Source organism: Caulobacter sp. GW821-FHT11E10, from assembly GCF_058808375.1.
This window is the reverse complement of the sequence record NZ_JBXARP010000002.1, coordinates 155,931-173,113: the sequence shown is the minus strand read 5'-3', so window position 1 is coordinate 173,113 and position 17,183 is coordinate 155,931. Positions and strand designations below refer to the sequence as shown.

The following is a 17,183-nucleotide window of genomic DNA, read 5'->3' as shown; positions in this document are numbered from 1 at the left end:
GCTTCTCAAGAACAAAGGGGAGGGAACACCATGCGCAAAGTCGCGATCGCGGTCGCCGTATCGGCCGCCACGACCCTGGGCGCGCTCGCGCCCGCGCCGGCCATGGCCTGGAACGACCAGGGCCACATGGCCACCGGCGACATCGCCTATGACGCGCTCGCCGCGCGTGACCCGAAGGCCGTGGCCGCCATCGTGGCGATCATGCGCGACCATCCCGACCGCGCCTTGTTCGAGAAGCGCCTGGCGGGTCTGAGCGGCAAGGCGCGCGAGCGACGGCTGTTCGCCCTGATGGCCGTCTGGGCCGACGACACGCGCGGCAGTTCGCATGATCGGCCGGACTGGCACTATGCCCTGAAGCTGGTTTCACCCACCCGGTTCGTGCTGCCGTTCACGGTGGGCAAGGCCGAGAAGACTTTCCGCGAGCAACTGGCCATCGCTCGCGACCCCAAGGCGCCCCGCGCCGAGCGGGCCATAGCCCTGTGCTGGATCATGCATATCGTGGGTGACCAGCATCAGCCGCTGCACGCCGGGCACTGGCTGTCCTGGGCCTATCCCAAGAGCGACCGGGCCGGAACCCTGGCCTTTGTCCGCCGTCAGGCCGGCGCGCCGCCGGTCGACATGCACGACCTGTGGGACGCCGCGCCCAACCGCCCGATCGCCGACCGCGCGGCGGGCGCCGAGGCCGTCGCGGCCGCCGTCGAGAAGGCCCATCCGCGTCCGGCGCGCAGCGACCTGGGACCCAATCCCTCGGCCTCGTTCAGCGCCTGGGAGCGCGAAAGCTGGACGCTGGCCAAGACGGTCGCCTATCGCGAGGGGAAGGTGGCCAATTCTCCGGTCAAGGCCCAGGCGCCGGTGCTGCCGGCCGGCTACGTCGCCAAGATGAACGGCATCGCCGACGCGCGGGTGGCTCAGGCCGGCTATCGTCTGGCCGACGTTCTGGCGCTGGTGCGGAGCTGACGGGCGCGCTCGGCCACGCTTGCTTTCGCGCGGCCGCGGCTTAAGTGGCGGACCATGCCTCTCGACGAGATCCTGGCCGACATCGCCGCCTGCCGGGCCTGCGCGCCGTATCTGCCTCACACGCCCCGGCCCGTGACGCGGGTGCGCGAGGAGACGCGCATTCTGATCGCCGGCCAGGCGCCGGGGCGGATCGTCCACGAGACCGGCCTGCCGTTCAACGACCGCTCGGGCGACCGGCTGCGCCAATGGATGGGCGTCGATCGCGAGACCTTCTATGGACGGCCCGAGATCGGCGTGGCGGCCATGGCCTTCTGCTTCCCCGGTACGAACCCGAAGGGCGGCGACTATCCGCCGCCGCCGCGCTGCGCGACGCTGTGGCGACCCCAACTGCTCGCGGCGCTGCCGAACGTCGAGCTGACCTTGCTGGTCGGCAGCTATGCGCAAGCCTGGGCGCTGCCGGGCAAGACGAGCAAGACCATGACCGAGACCATCGCCCGATGGCGGGACTTCGGACCCAACGTCCTGCCGATGCCGCATCCGTCATGGCGCAACACCGCTTGGCTGAAGCGCAATCCGTGGTTCGAGGATGACGTCGCGCCCTTCCTTCGCCGGCGCGTCGCGGACATTCTAGGGCGATGAACCGCCGCGCCCTGATCCTGACCGCGTCCGCCGCCGCCCTGTCGGCCTGCGCGCCGCTGCGGCAGAGGCCCGAGCTGGCGGCCCTGGGCTTTCGCGGTCCGCGCCTGACCGAGGACGCCTTCGTCAGCTTCGACGGGGCCAAGCTCGGGCTGATGCGCTGGCTGCCGACCGCTGGCGAGCCGGACTGGGTCGTGGTCGGCCTGCACGGCATGAACGACTATTCGAACGCCTATCACCTGGCGGCCGACTGGTGGGCGGGGAGAGGGATCGCTACCTATTCGCTGGATGTCCGAGGCTTTGGCCGCTCACCCGAGCGCGGCGTATGGGCGCCGGCCAACCTGGTCATCGAGGACGTCCGCGGCCTGATCGAGGCCGTGCGCGAGCGGCACCCCAACGCCAAGGTCGCCCTGGCCGGGATCAGCATGGGCGGCGGCCTGGCGATCAGCGCCATGGCCGCCCCGAATCCGCCCCCCGTCGACAAGCTGATGCTGTTCGCCCCCGCCGTCTGGGGGTGGTCGAACCAGCCGCTGCCCAACCGCCTCAGCCTCTGGATCACCGCCCACACGACCGGGAGCTGGGTGGTCAAGCCGCCGGACTGGCTGGTTCGCAATGTCATGCCGTCCGACAACATGGACGAGCTGCGCCGCATGGGGCGCGATCCGCTGATGATCTGGGGCGCGCGGTCCGACACCATCTACGGCCTGGTCGGGCTGATGGAGCGGGCGTCGAGGTCGCCCGGCGCGATCTCGGTTCCGACCGCGTGGTTCTACGGGGCCAACGATCACATCATCCCGCGCGAGCCGACGGTGGAGGCTACGAAGCGCCTGAAGGCGGGCGCGAGGACCGCCTACTACGCCAAGGGCTACCACCTGTTGCTGGTCGACAAGCAGGCCGAGACGGTCTGGCGCGACGCCGAGGCGTTTCTGCGTGACGCCCCCGGCCCCTGGCCGCCGTCGGGCGTTCCGGCCATCCCGTCGAGCGTGGCGGCGATGACAGCGTTGGACCCGCCAAAGCCGCCCAAAAGCAAGATGTCGCAAGGTCAGGGTTCGGGCTTGTGAGCTGAAGCGAGGGGGCGTACACCGCCGCCACGTTCATTCTAGCTGAGGCGAGACCGACAGCATGACCTTGTTCGATTCCCCCGATTTCGAGGGACACGAAGGCGTCCACGCTTTCTTCGACGAAAAAACTGGTCTGAAGTCGATCATCGCGATCCACTCGACCGCGCGCGGCCCGGCCGCCGGCGGTTGCCGTATGTGGGACTACTCCAGCGCCGACGCGGCGGTGACCGACGCGCTGCGCCTGTCGCGGGGCATGTCGTACAAGAACGCCATGGCCGACCTCGACTTCGGCGGCGGCAAGGCCGTGATCATCGGCGACAGCCGCAGCCAGAAGACGCCGGAACTGTTCGAGGCCTTCGGCCGCGCCGTCGACAGCCTGGGCGGCAAGTACTGGACGGCCGAGGACGTCGGCGTCTCGCCGTCGGACCTGGAAAGCACCCGCAAGACCACCCGCTTCGTCGCCGGCCTGGAAGGCCACGCCGCCGCCTCGGGCGATCCGTCGCCGGTCACCGCCGAGGGCGTGTTCCGGGGCGTGCGCCTGTGCGTCGAACGGGCTTTGGGCCGTGACCTGAAGGGCGTCCATGTCGCCATCCAGGGCGTCGGCCATGTCGGCGCCTATCTGGCCGAGAAGCTGCACGCCGCCGGCGCGGTCCTGACCATCGCCGACGTCAACCAGGTCGCCCTGGCCGAGGTCGCCGCCAAGACTGGCGCCAAGATCGTCGCGACCGATGCGATCTTCGACGTCGAGGCCGACGTCTTCGCCCCCTGCGCCCTGGGCGGCGCGATCTCGAATGCCACCCTGCCGCGCCTGAAGGTCAAGGTGATCGCCGGCGGGGCCAACAACCAGCTGGCCGACGCCATGATCGGTCAGACCGTGTTCGATCGCGGCATCCTCTACGCCCCGGACTACGTCATCAACGGCGGCGGCATCATCAACGTGGCCGCCGAGATCCGCGCCCTGGAAGCCGGCGGCGCCTTCGACGGCGACTGGGTGGCGGCCAAGCTGGACCGTCTGGCCCAGACCCTGGCCGAGGTCATCGACCAGTCGATCGCCGAGAAGCGTCCGGCCAACCTGGTCGCCGACGAGATCGCCCGCGCCCGCATCGCGGCCGCCCGGCGCTAAACCCCGACTTCGCGCGTTCTTCAGGGGAGGTCATCCCCTGGAGGCGCGCATGTCCCATCTCGACGATCTGGAGGAGCAGCTGGAAGCAGCCGTCGCCGCCCAGGATTTCGACACCGCCGGCAAGCTGCGGGCCGAGATCGACTCCATCCAGCACAGCGCCAGGGTCCGGGGCATCGACGACGCCCCGCGGGCCGCCTACTTCCAGCGCCAAGTCGCGGACGGGGGCGGTTCGGGCCGCTGATCGCGCGCCGCCGGTCACATCCTTTCAAGACGGATGATCGCGAGCGCCGGAAGCTGGCGGCATGAACCGACGCCAGCTCTTCGTGTCCGCCGCCGCCCTTGCCCTGAGTGGTTTGACCGCCGTCTCCGCCACGCCAGCTTCCGCCGCGCCGATCCGCACCCAATGGACCGTGAGCCTGTCGGAGGGCTTTGACGCCCTCTGCTTCCTGGGGCCGCTGTCGGGCAAGGACTTCTACGCCCGCTACTACCAGGCCGAACTGGCCGACATCCTGCCGCGCATGCCCAAGGCGGCGATGGAGGCGATGGCCAGCCTGCAGGCCGAGGCGGACAAGCAGAACCAGCTGCTCGGGCCGGGCCTCTGCACCCTGATGTCCGGCGGTCCGACCGACAGTCTCGACGCGGTGATCGGCGCCTTGGACGCGGCCGAGACGGCGGTCCTGCCCGGCTACAAGACCAGTCCATACTGGGACCAGGAGAACTGGGACCAGTTCCTCGCGCGCCGGCCGCGCCTTCGCCTGGTCCTGGAGGGGCTGCGGCAAGCGGGGTTCGCCGACCTTCGCCGGCGGATGCTGGCGCCGACCGCCGACACGCGCCTGCCGGCCCTGCGCCAGAAGCTGCTGGGCCATGACGTGATCGCCGAGCAGGAGCGCTTGCTGGGCCGCCCGTTGGACGCCTCGCTGGAAATCGTTCTGCTATGGTTCAACAAGCCGCACGGGATCCGCGTCCAGGGCCAGCGCTTCATCACCGGCATCGCGTGGCCCGACGAGATCGTGCTGCGCAACGCCGCCCACGAGGTGCTGCATCCGCCGTTCCCGATGGACGGGCCGGCCGCCAAGGCCGCTCTCGCCGTGCTGGAGAAGGACGCCCTGCTGAAGCGCATCGTCGCCGAGCATAATCCGGCCTTCGGCTACAACAGCCTGGAAGGCCTGCTCAACGAGGACATGGTCGAGGCCCTGGAGCAGATCGTCAGCGAACGCCTGGGCTTCGCCGCCGAGCCGCATGTGCGGTGGGAAAAGGCCGATGACGGCATGCACGTGCTGGCGGCGGGCCTCTACGGCCTTCTGAAAGCCGACGGCTACGACCGGACGGGCGGAAATCTCGAGGCCTGGACGATCGCGGCGGCCCGGAGCGGCAAGCTCGCTCCGGCCAGCCTGCACGCCAAGGCCGCGGAGGTGACGCGGCGCCCGGTCGACCGGCTCTGGCCGCTCAAGACGACTTAGGGCGAGAGACCGAGCGCGCCCGCACCGAGACGGTGACGCCGACGACCGTGTCCTTGTCGGAATAGTCGATCGTATTGAGCTTGCGCCGCGTGGCCGTCAGGGAGACCTGGCGGTTGTCCTTGCGCCAGCCGAGGCCGACCTGCTTGCTGCCGAACCGCGCCAGCCGCTCCTCGCTGACGCCGGCGTTGCGCCAGCCGCCGAAGGTGTCGCGGATCAGGTTGAGGCCGTAGGCCTTGCCCGAGCCGGCGATGTACAGCAGCCAGCGCCCGCGACGCAGGTCCTCGGTCGAGGTGCGGGCCTTGGACATCAGGTTCGAGGCGTTGAGTGTCAGTCGCTTCACCGAGGTCGACTGCAGGCCCATCGGCGTGAAGGGCAGCGGCTGGTCGCTCACCTCCATCCGCACCACCTTGTCGTAGGATCGGACGAGATTGGCCTGGGTCAGCCCCAGGATGGGCCGGCGCGCGGGCGGCGCTTCGGCCAGCAGGCGCGCGGCGGGGCGGGCGGGCTCGGCCCGGACGGGTTGCGGTTCAGGGGGCGTAACGGCGGTCGCGACCTGACGGATCTCGGTCGGATCGGGCGCCGGACTGGCGACGAGGGGCGGGGCGGGCGCCTCGGCCATCGCCACGGTGGTCGCGGCCGGCGTGGCGTAAGACTCGGCCGTGGCGGCGGCGCGGGAGCGTTCGCCGCCGTAGCGCGCGGTGGCGATCGGCGCGTCGGGATCGTCGACATAGGCGGGGGCGGAGACCGCCGCGCTCGGCCCCTGCATTGAGGCAGGATCGGGCGCGCGCATGGCGTCGGGCCCGCCCGCCAACGTCAGGGTTTGATTGAAGGGTTCGGGGGCGTGCGTCGACAGGGCTGTCGCGGTTCCTACAACCGCGAGCCCAGCCGTCGCCAACAGACATCCGAGCGCGACGCGTCGCATGCTCGTACCGCTCCCCATTCCCCTAACGACAAGTTAAAGCCGTGGTCCTCGGCTGTACAGTCGTCTCGCAAGAGGTTGGTTCCGTGACGGGGACGTCGCCCAACGCGCCCTAGGTTCAAACATTTAGAGCGCGTTCGGCGGGCGAAACCGCTCACACTTTCGCCCAACGCGCTCAGTGGCCCGGTTTGGGCTCGACGACGCGCTTTTCCTTGAGCTTGACGCAATCCTGGTCGGGCTTCTGGCCGTGCTGGGCCTTGGGCTCCGACTTGGGAAAGCTGAAGTTGGTCATCGGGTCTTGATTCTGAAAGCCACTGGTCATGGGCTTTTCCTCCCGTACGCTACTGAAACTATCATATCGAACGGTCGATTTCGTCGACCAAACGCACGTCCACGGAGACGTGAAGACGCGACGAACCGGGATTGCCGATGATCGCGCCCGACACAGGTAACGCTTGAGTCGGGGTTCTGGTGGCGGCCACGCGGATCAGGTCCGGCGACTCCGCCAGGCCGTTCGTCGGGTCGAATTCCAGCCACCCCAGGTCCGGCAGGAAGACCTCGCACCAGGCATGGGTCGCGCCCGCGCCCCGGATGTCGGTTCCGGGCGAGTGGATGTAGCCGGTGGCGAAAAGGGCCGCGTAGCCCAGGCGGCGCAGACCCTCGACCATCAGCCAGGCCAGGTCACGGCAGGCGCCGCTGCGCTTCTTCAAGGTCTCGACCGGGGTCTGGACGCCTTCCTCATAGCGCGTGCAATAGCTGAACTGGCTGTGGATCAGCTCGTTGACGCGTAGCAGGAAGGCCAGGGCCGGCTCGTCGCGGTGGCCGTGCAGCCCGCGCAGCCAGCGCAGCAGCACCGCGTCCGGGTCGTCGGTCACCGGCGCGATGAACGGCTCCAGCGTCATCCGATCCTCGCGGGAGTAGACGATCGGCGTCAGGGTGTCAGGGTTCTCGATCCGCTGGGGAACCAGAGGCGCCGGATAGCGGTCGATGACCAGCTCGCTGGCCACGCGCATGGCGTCGGACTGACCGTCCGGGTCGAAGAAGCAGATGCAGTTGCCGTTGGCGTCATAGCTCCAGCGCGTGCCGCCCGGCGGGAAGAGGCGCAGCGAGGCCTGGACGATCCGCAGGGCGTGACTGTCGCGTGGACGCAGCATCAGCCGCTGCGGTCCAAACCGCACCGGCCGTTCATAGTAGTACCGCGTCTCGTGAAGGATGCGCAGCCGTCCCATGCCCGAGCGACAACGCGCCGCCCTGGATACAGTTCCGCTTGGCTTGGCTGGAGGGCTTGGCTAGGCGCCGAAGCCCGCTTCGGCGAAGGCCAGCATGCGGTTCAGCAGGGCCACGACGTCGGACTCGCTGGTCTGGCCTTCCGACAGCACGTTCAGGCGGTCGAACTCGGCGAAGCGGTTGTTGTGCAGCATGCCCAGGGTGAAGTGCAGTCGCCAGTAGACCTCTTCCGGCGACAGTTCGGGACGGGCGCGCAGCAAGGCGTCGGAGAAGCGGCGCAGGTGCGAGACATCGGTCTTCAGCACGGTGCGGATCTCGTCGGTGCCCTCGCTGCGGGCGCGGATCAGGAATTGCAGCGAGATGCGACGCTCGTGGTCTGGCGCCAGCCAGCGCAGGGGCGGGGTCAGCAGAGCGGCCAGGATCTCGCGCAGCGGCGGAACCCCGTCGTTGCGGTCGTTGGCTTCGTGCAGCATCCGAGCGCGCTCACGATTGAGCTCGGCCGTGCGCCGCTTGAAGATCTCGAACAGCAACGCGTCCTTGGAGCCGAAGTGATAGTTCACCGACGCCAGGTTGACGCCCGCCGCGGCGGTGATGTCGCGCACCGAGACGTTCTGGAAACCGTGGAGGGCGAACAGGCGCTCGGCGGCGACGAAGACCAGGTTCTTGGTGGCGGCTTCGGTTTCGCCGGCGTCTACCTCAGGCGAGGCGGCGGCGTCGGTGGTCGGACTCACTACGTATTCCCCTTTACCCGTAGGGAAGTCTTACGGGCGTTCGAATTTGGCGCAAGCGTCAAGATCGTCCCTGTAGCGCGTAACCGTGTTCGCGTTTAGCTTTATCCAGTCAAACGCGCGGAGAGCGACCTCATGATCGGCATGCTGACGGCCTTTTTGCTGCTGAGCGGGCAGGCGGCCGCCCCCGCGCCGGCGACCGTGGCGCCCGCCGCCAAGGACGACGCGGCCAAGGTCGATTCCGTCACCGTGACCGCGACGGGCAAGAAGTTGGCGCCCATGCCGCCGTGGTCGCGCAAGATCGAGGGCATCGGCTGGCCGTTCCTGGGCGTGGGCGAAGACAAGACCGTCATGATGTTCGCCAAGACCGGCAAGACGCCGACCAGCGAGCCGTACCAGCGGGTCTGGGTTCGCCACGAATTCCGCCTGCCGCAGAGCGAAGCGGGGGTGACCTTCCGTTCCGAGCGCCTAGCGCAGGACGTCGACTGCAAGGCCAAGGCGTTCCGCAGCCTGGCGGTCTATCGCTATCCCGAGAACAACCTGACCGGCGAGGCTATCGCCTTCAAGTTCGACGAGAACGGCTGGATGAAGCCCGAGCCCGGCGCCTTCGACGAGACGGTGGTCGAGGCCGCCTGCATGCGGCCCGAGACCCTGGCCGGCTAGCGGCTGGCCTTCGCGAGAACGGCTTGACGCCGCTGAACCGTCGGGTCGACCGCCAGGTTCCACAGATAGGTGTGACGCGCCTTGCTGCCGGCCGGCAGGGCCTTGAGCTGTTCCGTCTGGTCCTTGGTCAGGCGGAAGCGCTGATAGCCACGCTCTGAAAGGCACTTGGCGAGGGCAGGCTGAATCTGGCCGCTGACCGTCCGCCATTCGCGGGTCATGTGCATCTTCTGCGTATCGAAGGCGGTCATGACCGCATCCATGAAGGCCCGGTCGCTGTAGCCGGGGCCCGGCTGGGGCAGGTCTATCGGATAGATCGCGTCGACCAGCGCGTATTCCACTGGAGCTTCCTGCCCGACCTTGTAGGCGCACTCCACCGCGTCCGTGCGGTACTGCAGGTACGAGATCCCGGGCTTGCCCCAGCTTTCGTCAGGGCGCTGGCGCGGGGACTGAGCCAAGGCGGGCGTGGCGGCGAGGGCGCAGGCCAGGCTGGCGAGAACGAGGCGTGGACGCATGGCGGATCAACCTCCGGCTGATCCGATTGGGCGCCGGAAGTCGGCTTTCGTCAAGCGCGGCTAGGGTCGCGTTCCCGCGCCCCGGCCCACCGCGAGGTTCCAAAGATAGACCTGACGGGCCTTCGAGCCGGGCGTCAGCGCCTTGAGCTCGCGGACCTCGTCCTTGGAGAGCCGGAAGCGGCGATAGCCCCGGTCCTGCAGGCAGGTGGTCAGGGCCGGTTGCAGCTGCCTGGAAACCTCGCGCCACGGCCGGCTCATGCGGCCTGGGCCAGGGTCGGCGGCCTCGATCGTGTAGCGTAGGGAGACGTCTTCCCCGCCGACGACCTGGCCGGGCATGTTCCCCGGAAAGACCAGGTCGACCAGCGGATAGTCCACCGGCGCTTCCTGGCCGACGGCGTGGGCGCACTCGACCGCGTCGGTGCGGTACTGGAGGAACGAAATGCCCGGCTTGCCCCAGCTTTCGTTGGGGCGCTGTCGTTCGGCGAAGGCGGGCAAGGGGGCGGCCAGCAGGGCAATGGCCAAGCCGATGGAAACGTGGCGTGGGCGCATGGCGGGGTCGACCTTCCTATGGAGGAGTTGGGCCTACCGGGGAATTGGGCGCCCGCCGACGATCTTCGTCAAGCGCTCTAGCGGCGGGTTTCCGAAGCGCCGTTCAGCGACAGGTTCCACAGATAGACCTGCCGGGCCCGCGAGCCGCTGGGCAGGCGCTTGAGCTCGTTGACCTCGTCGGGTTTCAGGCGGAAGGGGCGATAGCCTCGGCCGCGCAGGCACGACTCCAGGGCCGGCTCCAGCTGGCGCGCCACTTCGCGCCAGGTCTTGCTCATGTGCATCTGGGCCTTGGCGGCGTAGTCGACCACGGCGGCGACATCCATGTTCGGCTGGGTCAGGTCGGCGATGGGCTGGCCGTCGGGCTGGGCCGCGTCGGTCATGTAGGCCAGGTCGACCACCGGGATGGCCACCGGCGCCTTGGTCTGGGCCTCGTAGGCGCACTCGACCGCGTCGGTGCGGTACTGCAGGTACGAGATGCCGCCCTTGCCCCAACTGTCCTTGGTCGCGGCCAAGGCGGGCTGGCCGACGAGGGCGACGGTCAGGCCAAGGATGACGAGACTAGGACGTGGCATGGACGCGTTTCCGACTGGTTCGCGGCCGATGATAGCGGTAACGCGGTTCGTCGAAAAGCCGTCAGCTGGCGATCGCGGCGAGGCGCTCGACGGGCCGGCCCATCCGCCCGCGCCGTAGCTGGCGCAGCAGCGGCCGGGCGATCGCCGCGCCCAGGATCAGCGGAGCCAGCAGCAGGGTCAGGGCCTTGCTCGGCTTGCTGTCGGCGCGCTTCAGGAAGTAGCGCACCAGGCCGCGACCCTTGTGCCACTCGACGATCAGCGGGTTCTCGTGGCTGGTCGAGCCGACATGGATGATGCGTGCGTTCGGCTGGAACAGCACGGATCCGCCCTGGCGGCGGGCCCGCCAGCACAGGTCGATGTCCTCGACGTGCAGGAAGTAGCCCTCGTCGAACCCGCCCAGGACGTGGAAATCGGCGGCCTTCATATAGAAGCAGGCGCCCGAGATCGTAGGGGTGTCCACCGGGTAGGACGGGGGGGGATCGCCCTCCCGGTGGATCTCGAAGCGGCGCAGCGGGGGCAGGGTGGCGCTAAGCTTCGAGAGGGTGAGCAGGGTCGTGACGGGCGTGATCTCGCCGCGTCGCGCGCCCCGCTGTTCTGTGCCGTCGGTATTGAGCACCCGGGCCCCGATCACACAGGGTGAGGGGCGGTCGCGGGCGGCGTCGGACAGGGCCGCGATCGCGCCGGGCGTCAGGAAGGCGTCGGGATTGAGGAAAACCAGCTCCTCGCCCTTGGCCGTGGCCGCGCCCAGGTTGGCGGCGCGGGCGAAGCCGATATTGCCCAGGCCTTGCAGCAGGCGCACGCGCGGCTCGCGGCGGGCCAGCTCGCGTAGCCAGGCGGCGTCGGCCAGGGACGAGCCGTTGTCGACGATGATGAACTCCTCGATCCGCGGTTCCGCCAGCACGTGGCGCACGCTCTCCATCAGGGCCGGACCGGTCATGTAGACGACCATCACCAGCGACAGGCGCGGGGTGATCGCTAGAGCGGCGGCCCTTGAATGGGCGGGGTCGATCGAAACGTACATGTCGGTACTGCGTTCAAAATAGTTGCGTTAAAACTGTATGTGCGGAATTGTCGATCCGCAAGGTCATTCGAATGGCCGACAACAGATTGTTGCGTTTTTACGCAATGTGTAACAACTAGGGGAGCGCCCGCGTATGGGCGCGGAAGCGGCTTAGTGATGTCACGAACGGCGATGAATCCCGCCAAGGCGGCCCTGACCAAGTCCCTCCGTCGCGAGGCGGGGCGGTGGTTGAAGACCGCGCGCGAGGCCGTGGGCCTGACTCAGGCTGAATTGGCCGAGAAGACGGGCCTGCGCTATTACACCTTCGTCTCGCAGGTCGAGAACGGCCTCGGTCGCGTGCCGATCGAAGCTCAGGCCGTGTGGGCCGAGAGCCTGGGCCTGGATCCCGGTCAATTCGCGCGCACGCTGCTGCGCTACTACGAACCCGAACTATATAGGTTGCTGTTCGACGGCGCCGTCGACGAGGTCGAACCGACCGACGTCGATCAGGCGGCGCAGGCCTGACGAGAACGACGATGGGCGAGGTCCTAGCATTCAGTCCCCGGCCGCAAGGCGCAGACTGGTCCGCTAACGAGCGGGGCCTGCTGGTGCTGCTCACCCAGCAGCTGGCCTCCAGCTACGGCGTGGTCGATGGCGTGTTCGGGCAAACCGATTCGGGCGATCCCTGGTACGTGGTCACCGACGCCAACCAGGACGTGATCGTCCACATCGCCCGCATCGACGGCCAGTTCGTGGTCCATGACGCCGCGGTGGATATCTTCCATCAGGTCGGCAGCCTGTGGGGCGCCCTGCGCCACGTGCTCTCGGCAGGCGCCGGCGAGCAGGGCGGGGTCGTGGTGGCCTTCAATCCGTCCAGCCGCGAGGCCCAGTCCTTCCTGTCGCTGGTCATCGCGGTCGGCCTCTTCCTGGAGATGCGTGGCGTCGAGATGGGCGAGGGCGGCCGCCTGAACTTCGACACCCTGCCGCGCGCGGACGACCCGGCCATCGAGGGCGTGACGGCCAAGCTGATCGCGGCCCTGAATCTCGCGGCCGATCGAAGCCTGACTCATAACCCGCCACCCGCCGTGCACGGCGCCGCGCCGGAAGCCGTGATCAAGCCGGAAGGCGGCAAGGCCATCGCCGTCGAGACCGGCCCCGAAGGGCTTCCGGGCCTTGGCGGATTCAAGTTGACCCACACGGGTGACGTCCCGGCGCCGGACCATCGTGACGCCCGCGCGCCGGAAGCCTCCGAAGAGCCGCCGGCGAACAACGAACTGAGCGGGCAGGGCTTCGCCGGCGCCAAGTACGCGATGGCCGGCACGGCCGGCGACGACACCATCTTCGGCAGCGCCTACGGCGATACGATCCGGGGTGGCGAGGGCGCCGACTATATCGACGGCGGCGGCGCGGCCTCCGGCCAGATCGACCGGATCGACGGCGGCGCCGGCGCGGACCACATCGTCATGGACGCCCGCGTGGTCGCCACGGGCGGCGCCGGGGCCGACACCTTCCTGATCTCCGCCGCGCCGCCCACGGACAAGGCCGAGGCCTTGCTGGGCGTCGTGCTCGACTATTCGGCCGCCAAGGGCGACCAACTGGTCGTGGCGGGCAAGGGCCAGGTGACGGTGGTCAACGCCGCGGACGTCGACGACGTCCTGGCCGTGCAGGGCGCGACCCTGGGCGAGACGACCGCCGCGCTGGTGACGGACGTGACCAAGGTCGTGGCCGGCGCGCGGGTCGGCTTCGACCTGGACGGCGACGGCCACGAGGACGCCTTCATCCTGCTGGGCGGCGCGGGCGCGGCGACCTTCAAGGTCGGTACGATGCTCGTCAACGACCTCATGGGACCTCCGGCCGAGCCGGTGTCGCTGATCGGCCAGCCAGCGCCCGATACGGGCCATCCGGGCGAGGCGGCGGGTCCGCGCTAGGCCTTAGCCCCGCACCAGTTCGCGCATCGCCTTGTCCAGGCCCTCGATGGTCAGCGGGTACATGCGGTTGGTCAGGATCTGCTTCATCACCCCGATCGACTGGGTGTAGTCCCAGTGCCGCTCAGGCGTGGGATTCAGCCAGACGCAGCTCTGGTAGATGTCGACGACCCGCTGCATCCAGATGGCGCCGGGCTCCTCGTTCCAGTGTTCGACGCTGCCGCCCGGATAGGTGATCTCGTAGGGGCTCATCGTGGCGTCGCCGACGAAGATCACCTTGTAGTCGGCCGGGAACTTGTGGAGCACGTCGAAGGTCGGGATCTTCTCGGCGTGACGGCGCTTGTTGTCCTTCCAGACCGTCTCGTAGAGGCAGTTGTGGAAGTAGTAGAATTCCAGGTGCTTGAACTCGGTCTTGGCGGCGCTGAACAGCTCCTCGCAGAGCTTGATATGGCCGTCCATCGAGCCGCCGATGTCGAAGAAGATCAGCACCTTGATGGCGTTGCGGCGCTCGGGGCGCAGCTGGATGTCGAGATAGCCCTTCTCGGCGGTGCCCTTGATCGTGCCGGGCAGGTCCAGCTCCTCGGCCGCGCCGGTGCGGGCGAACTTGCGCAGGCGCCGTAGGGCGACCTTGATGTTGCGAGTGCCCAGTTCGACGCTGTCGTCGAGGTTCTTGTACTCGCGCTTGTCCCAGACCTTCACCGCGCGGCCATGGCGGCTCTTGTCCTGGCCGATGCGCACGCCTTCGGGATTGTAGCCGTTGTTGCCGAACGGGCTGGTGCCGCCCGAGCCGATCATCTTGTTGCCGCCCTCGTGGCGCTTCTTCTGCTCGCGCAGGCGCTCCTGCAGGGTCTCCATCAGCTTCTCGAAACCGCCCAGAGCCTCGATCTGCGCCTTCTCCTCGTCGGTCAGGAAGCGCTCGGTCAGGGCTTTCAGCCACTCTTCCGGAATGTCGGCGGCGAGGCCTTCATTGACCGTCTCGAGACCCTTGAAGACATGGCCGAACACGCGGTCGAACTTGTCGAGGTTCCGCTCGTCCTTCACCAGGCTGGCGCGCGACAGGAAGTAGAAGTCCTCGACCGAGCGGTCGATGACGTCCTTGTCCAGGGCCTCCATCAGCAGGAGATATTCGCGCAGGCTGACCGGCACCTTGGCCTGGCGGAGCTCGGAGAAGAAGCGAAGGAACATCGGCGCGGCTTTCGAACAGATGTTCGGGAGAATGGAGGCGATCGCGAGCCGGTGCAATCCAATCCTCCCCCTAGTGGGGGAGGTGGCGCGAAGCGCCGGAGGGGGAAGTGCCGCAGAGCCTGCCTCTCCCCCTCCGTCGTCTCTTCGAGCCGACACCTCCCCCGCTGGGGGGAGGATTTGCGGAAGTCATCCCCGCCGCAGGATGAACTCCAGATCCCGCGTTTCGCCGACCGCGAAGTGGTACTCGCCGACCTTTTCGAAGCCCATGCGGCCGTACAGCTTCTGGGCCCCGAAGTTTTCGGAGAAAACGCCGATCCACAGGCGGCGCTGACCGTCCTTCTCCAGCCAGTCCAGCGCGGTGTTCAGCAGCGCCGAGCCTCGGCCGCCGCCTTGGTGGGTCTTGAGGACGTAGATGCGCTTCAGTTCGCCATCCGCCGGGCCCACCTCGTCATGCGGCAGGTCGCAGGGGCCAGCCAGGGCGTAGCCGATGGCCTCGCCGTCCTCGTCCTCCAGGACCCAGGTCGCCTTGTCCGGATGGGCGAGGTCGTTGCGCGTGCGCTCCAGGCCATAGGCATAGGCCAGGAAGGTCTCCAGATCCTCGGGCGGATAGAGATGGGCGAAGGTCTCGGTGAAGGTTCGCGCGCCCAGGCTGGAGACGACGTCGGCGTCATCGATGCTGGCGCGGCGGATGGTCGGGGCAGCGTTCACGGTCTAAAAGTCTCCCATGGCCGTCGCGCTTTATACTCATTTGGACATGCTCGACCACCGGCCCGGCGACGGGCACGTGGAAAGCCCCGAGCGCCTGCGCGCGGTGGTCGACGCCCTGAACGATGACCCCAATCTGGAACTCGAGGCCCTGGACGCGCCCCTGGTCGACGTCGAGGACCTGCTGCGGGTGCATCCTCAAGCCTTCGTCGACGCTGTGTTCGCGGCCGCGCCCAAGGCGGGCCGGCTGGCGCTGGATCCCGACACGGTGCTGTCGACCGGTAGCCTCGCCGCCGCGCGGCGAGCGGCCGGCGCCAGCACGGCGGCCGTGCGCGCGATCGCGGCGGGGGAGGCCAGCCGGGCCTTTTGCGCGGTGCGACCGCCGGGCCATCACGCCGAGCCGGGCGTGGCCATGGGCTTCTGCGTCTTCTCCAACGTCGCGGTCGCGGCGCGCGCGGCCCAGGCCGCCGGGTTGAAACGGGTGGCCATCGTCGATTTCGACGTCCACCACGGCAACGGCACCCAGGCGGTATTCGAGCACGACCCGACCGTGTTCTTCGCCTCCATCCACCAGTCGCCGCTCTATCCGGGCACGGGCGATCCGTCCGAGACCGGTCTGGGCAACATCGTCAACGCCACCGTCGCGCCCCACGCGGCCCGCGAAACCTGGCGCGCGAAGTTCGAGGGGCTGATGGACAAGGTCGACGCCTTCGCGCCGGAGCTGCTGATCGTCTCCGCCGGCTTCGACGCTCACGTCCGCGACCCGCTGTCGGCCCAGAGCCTGGACGAGGACGATTTTGCCTGGGCGACCCGCGCGATCGTCTCGGTGGCCAATGCGCGCGCCAAGGGCCGGGTTGTGTCCTCGCTCGAGGGCGGTTACGACCTCCAGGCGCTGGGGCGTTCCGCCGCCGCGCATGTGCGCGCTCTTCAGGAGGGATGAGGGGGCGGAACGGCCAGGTTGCCGACCGACTTCTCTTCAACATGGCCGACGTCACCATCGCCGACCAAGCGTCCCCGCCCGTACAGCCGGGCGTCATCACCCTGGCCCGTCACGGCGAACCCGCCTTGTCGCGCAAGGTTCGCCTCAACGCGCCCGAATACGGCGAATGGTGGAGCCGATACGAGGTGGGTGGCCTGAAGGAAGGCCAAACGCCTCCGGCCAGCCTGGTCGAACTGGCGCGCGACGCCGATGTGATCATCGCTTCGACCCGCCGCCGCTCGATCGAGACCGCCCGCGCGGTGGTCGGCGAGCGCGCGTTCGCCACCGATCCGACCTTCATCGAAGCGCCGCTGCCGCCGCCGCCATGGCCCCATTGGTTTCGGATGTCGCCCAAGCGCTTGGGTTTCTTCGCCCGCTTCTGGTGGTGGTTCTTCAACAATCATGGCGGCCAGGAAACGCGGAAGCAGGCCGAGGTCCGCGCCGGCCAGGCCGCCGACCTCCTGATTGGTCTCGCGGATCAGGGACAGGACGTCCTGGTGCTGGCCCACGGCTTCTTCAATTGGATGATCGCCGACGCCCTCAAGGCGCGCGGTCTGACAAAACTGGTTGATGAAGGCCACGCCTATTGGAGCATCAAGCGCTTCCGTCGCGCCTGACCGCTTAGAAGCCTCTTCCCTTGATCGCGCCTTGGCTCTACGCCGTTGTCCGCGCCGTCAGTCACCACTAGGCTGACGGCTGTTCATTTGAGAGTTGAAATGACCGACGCCACGAGCAATCCCGCCGACATCTCCGCCCTGAGCTTCGAGGAAGCCCTGGCGCAGTTGGAGCGGATCGTGGCCGAGCTGGAATCGGGCCAGGCCCCACTGGAGCGGTCGATCGACATCTACGAGCGCGGCGCGGCCCTGAAGGCCCACTGCGAGAAGAAGCTGGAGGCCGCGCGCCTGAAGGTCGAGAAGATCGTCCTGGGGCAGGGCGGTACGGTCGGCGCCGAAGCGGCCGAGTTCAACTGATGCCCGGCTCC

22 protein-coding genes are annotated in these 17,183 nt (G+C 68.5%); 12 read left to right on the top strand and 10 right to left on the bottom strand.

Going from position 1 to position 17,183, the window contains the following annotated elements:
* The first annotated feature begins 30 nt into the window (after positions 1-30).
* The 6 genes from AC1RRV_RS03920 (at position 31) to AC1RRV_RS03895 (ending at position 5,237) form a co-directional block, all read left to right on the top strand.
* Positions 31-957 carry a S1/P1 nuclease gene (locus AC1RRV_RS03920; protein WP_492858273.1) on the top strand — a complete coding sequence of 309 codons (927 nt, stop codon included), beginning with the start codon at positions 31-33 and terminating at the stop codon, positions 955-957.
* A gap of 54 nt (positions 958-1,011) precedes the next feature.
* Positions 1,012-1,596 carry a uracil-DNA glycosylase family protein gene (locus AC1RRV_RS03915; RefSeq protein WP_492858272.1) on the top strand — a complete coding sequence of 195 codons (585 nt, stop codon included), beginning with the start codon at positions 1,012-1,014 and terminating at the stop codon, positions 1,594-1,596.
* A complete protein-coding gene (locus AC1RRV_RS03910; RefSeq protein ID WP_492858271.1) occupies positions 1,593-2,654 on the top strand; it encodes an alpha/beta hydrolase in 1,062 nt (353 codons plus the stop codon). The genes AC1RRV_RS03915 and AC1RRV_RS03910 overlap by 4 nt, the downstream gene beginning before the upstream one ends.
* 61 nt (positions 2,655-2,715) lie before the next feature.
* Positions 2,716-3,777 (top strand): Leu/Phe/Val dehydrogenase, encoded by a 1,062-nt coding sequence (locus AC1RRV_RS03905; protein WP_492858270.1) that lies wholly within the window; start codon positions 2,716-2,718, stop codon positions 3,775-3,777.
* 49 nt (positions 3,778-3,826) lie between these two features.
* A complete protein-coding gene (locus AC1RRV_RS03900; RefSeq protein ID WP_492858269.1) occupies positions 3,827-4,018 on the top strand; it encodes a UvrB/UvrC motif-containing protein in 192 nt (63 codons plus the stop codon).
* Positions 4,019-4,079: 61 nt separating this feature from the next.
* The gene (locus AC1RRV_RS03895; protein ID WP_492858268.1) at positions 4,080-5,237 is read left to right on the top strand and encodes a hypothetical protein; all 1,158 of its coding nucleotides are present in this window, start codon (positions 4,080-4,082) and stop codon (positions 5,235-5,237) included.
* On the opposite strand, the gene AC1RRV_RS03890 is transcribed toward AC1RRV_RS03895, so the two are convergent.
* From AC1RRV_RS03890 to AC1RRV_RS03875, 4 genes are all read right to left on the bottom strand, one after another.
* Positions 5,224-6,003 carry a hypothetical protein gene (locus tag AC1RRV_RS03890; protein WP_492858267.1) on the bottom strand — a complete coding sequence of 260 codons (780 nt, stop codon included), beginning with the start codon at positions 6,001-6,003 and terminating at the stop codon, positions 5,224-5,226. The two genes, AC1RRV_RS03895 and AC1RRV_RS03890, sit on opposite strands and share 14 nt — an antisense overlap.
* Positions 6,004-6,331: 328 nt before the next feature.
* Positions 6,332-6,478, bottom strand: a complete 147-nt coding sequence (locus AC1RRV_RS03885) for a hypothetical protein (RefSeq protein WP_492858266.1) — start codon at positions 6,476-6,478, stop codon at positions 6,332-6,334.
* A gap of 31 nt (positions 6,479-6,509) precedes the next feature.
* Positions 6,510-7,385, bottom strand: coding sequence for a transglutaminase family protein (locus AC1RRV_RS03880; RefSeq protein WP_492858265.1), 876 nt, complete (start codon positions 7,383-7,385; stop codon positions 6,510-6,512).
* Between the two features lie 60 nt (positions 7,386-7,445).
* Positions 7,446-8,114 carry a TetR/AcrR family transcriptional regulator gene (locus tag AC1RRV_RS03875; protein ID WP_492858264.1) on the bottom strand — a complete coding sequence of 223 codons (669 nt, stop codon included), beginning with the start codon at positions 8,112-8,114 and terminating at the stop codon, positions 7,446-7,448.
* Between the two features lie 132 nt (positions 8,115-8,246).
* Between AC1RRV_RS03875 and AC1RRV_RS03870 the strand changes: the two genes are divergently transcribed.
* Positions 8,247-8,774 (top strand): surface-adhesin E family protein, encoded by a 528-nt coding sequence (locus AC1RRV_RS03870; protein ID WP_492858263.1) that lies wholly within the window; start codon positions 8,247-8,249, stop codon positions 8,772-8,774.
* Here AC1RRV_RS03870 and AC1RRV_RS03865 read toward each other — a convergent pair.
* The 4 genes from AC1RRV_RS03865 to AC1RRV_RS03850 form a co-directional block, all read right to left on the bottom strand.
* Positions 8,771-9,286, bottom strand: coding sequence for a hypothetical protein (locus tag AC1RRV_RS03865; protein WP_492858262.1), 516 nt, complete (start codon positions 9,284-9,286; stop codon positions 8,771-8,773). The genes AC1RRV_RS03870 and AC1RRV_RS03865 overlap by 4 nt on opposite strands.
* A 60-nt stretch (positions 9,287-9,346) precedes the next feature.
* A complete protein-coding gene (locus tag AC1RRV_RS03860; RefSeq protein ID WP_492858261.1) occupies positions 9,347-9,835 on the bottom strand; it encodes a hypothetical protein in 489 nt (162 codons plus the stop codon).
* A 77-nt stretch (positions 9,836-9,912) separates the two neighbouring features.
* Positions 9,913-10,407: a hypothetical protein gene (locus AC1RRV_RS03855; RefSeq protein ID WP_492858260.1), complete on the bottom strand. Its 495-nt coding sequence runs from the start codon at positions 10,405-10,407 to the stop codon at positions 9,913-9,915.
* 61 nt (positions 10,408-10,468) lie between these two features.
* Positions 10,469-11,428: a glycosyltransferase family 2 protein gene (locus tag AC1RRV_RS03850; RefSeq protein WP_492858259.1), complete on the bottom strand. Its 960-nt coding sequence runs from the start codon at positions 11,426-11,428 to the stop codon at positions 10,469-10,471.
* 156 nt (positions 11,429-11,584) lie between these two features.
* Here AC1RRV_RS03850 and AC1RRV_RS03845 point away from each other — a divergent pair, with 156 nt between their 5' ends.
* Entirely contained in the window at positions 11,585-11,932 is a 348-nt protein-coding gene (locus AC1RRV_RS03845) for a helix-turn-helix domain-containing protein (protein ID WP_492858258.1), read from the top strand.
* A gap of 11 nt (positions 11,933-11,943) precedes the next feature.
* On the top strand, positions 11,944-13,335 hold the full coding sequence (locus AC1RRV_RS03840; protein WP_492858257.1) for a calcium-binding protein: 1,392 nt from the start codon (positions 11,944-11,946) through the stop codon (positions 13,333-13,335).
* A 3-nt stretch (positions 13,336-13,338) separates the two neighbouring features.
* On the opposite strand, the gene AC1RRV_RS03835 is transcribed toward AC1RRV_RS03840, so the two are convergent.
* The gene (locus tag AC1RRV_RS03835; RefSeq protein WP_492858256.1) at positions 13,339-14,517 is read right to left on the bottom strand and encodes a vWA domain-containing protein; all 1,179 of its coding nucleotides are present in this window, start codon (positions 14,515-14,517) and stop codon (positions 13,339-13,341) included.
* 186 nt (positions 14,518-14,703) lie between these two features.
* The gene (locus AC1RRV_RS03830; protein WP_492858255.1) at positions 14,704-15,225 is read right to left on the bottom strand and encodes a GNAT family N-acetyltransferase; all 522 of its coding nucleotides are present in this window, start codon (positions 15,223-15,225) and stop codon (positions 14,704-14,706) included.
* Positions 15,226-15,241: 16 nt separating this feature from the next.
* On the opposite strand from AC1RRV_RS03830, the gene AC1RRV_RS03825 reads away from it, so the two are divergent.
* The 3 genes from AC1RRV_RS03825 to AC1RRV_RS03815 all read left to right on the top strand — a co-directional run bounded on the left by AC1RRV_RS03825 (position 15,242) and on the right by AC1RRV_RS03815 (position 17,172).
* Positions 15,242-16,162 (top strand): histone deacetylase family protein, encoded by a 921-nt coding sequence (locus AC1RRV_RS03825; protein ID WP_492858254.1) that lies wholly within the window; start codon positions 15,242-15,244, stop codon positions 16,160-16,162.
* Positions 16,159-16,818, top strand: coding sequence for a histidine phosphatase family protein (locus AC1RRV_RS03820; protein ID WP_492858253.1), 660 nt, complete (start codon positions 16,159-16,161; stop codon positions 16,816-16,818). Before AC1RRV_RS03825 ends, AC1RRV_RS03820 begins: the two co-directional genes overlap by 4 nt.
* Before the next feature lie 99 nt (positions 16,819-16,917).
* Positions 16,918-17,172, top strand: a complete 255-nt coding sequence (locus tag AC1RRV_RS03815; RefSeq protein WP_492858252.1) for an exodeoxyribonuclease VII small subunit — start codon at positions 16,918-16,920, stop codon at positions 17,170-17,172.
* The last annotated feature ends 11 nt before the right edge of the window (positions 17,173-17,183 follow it).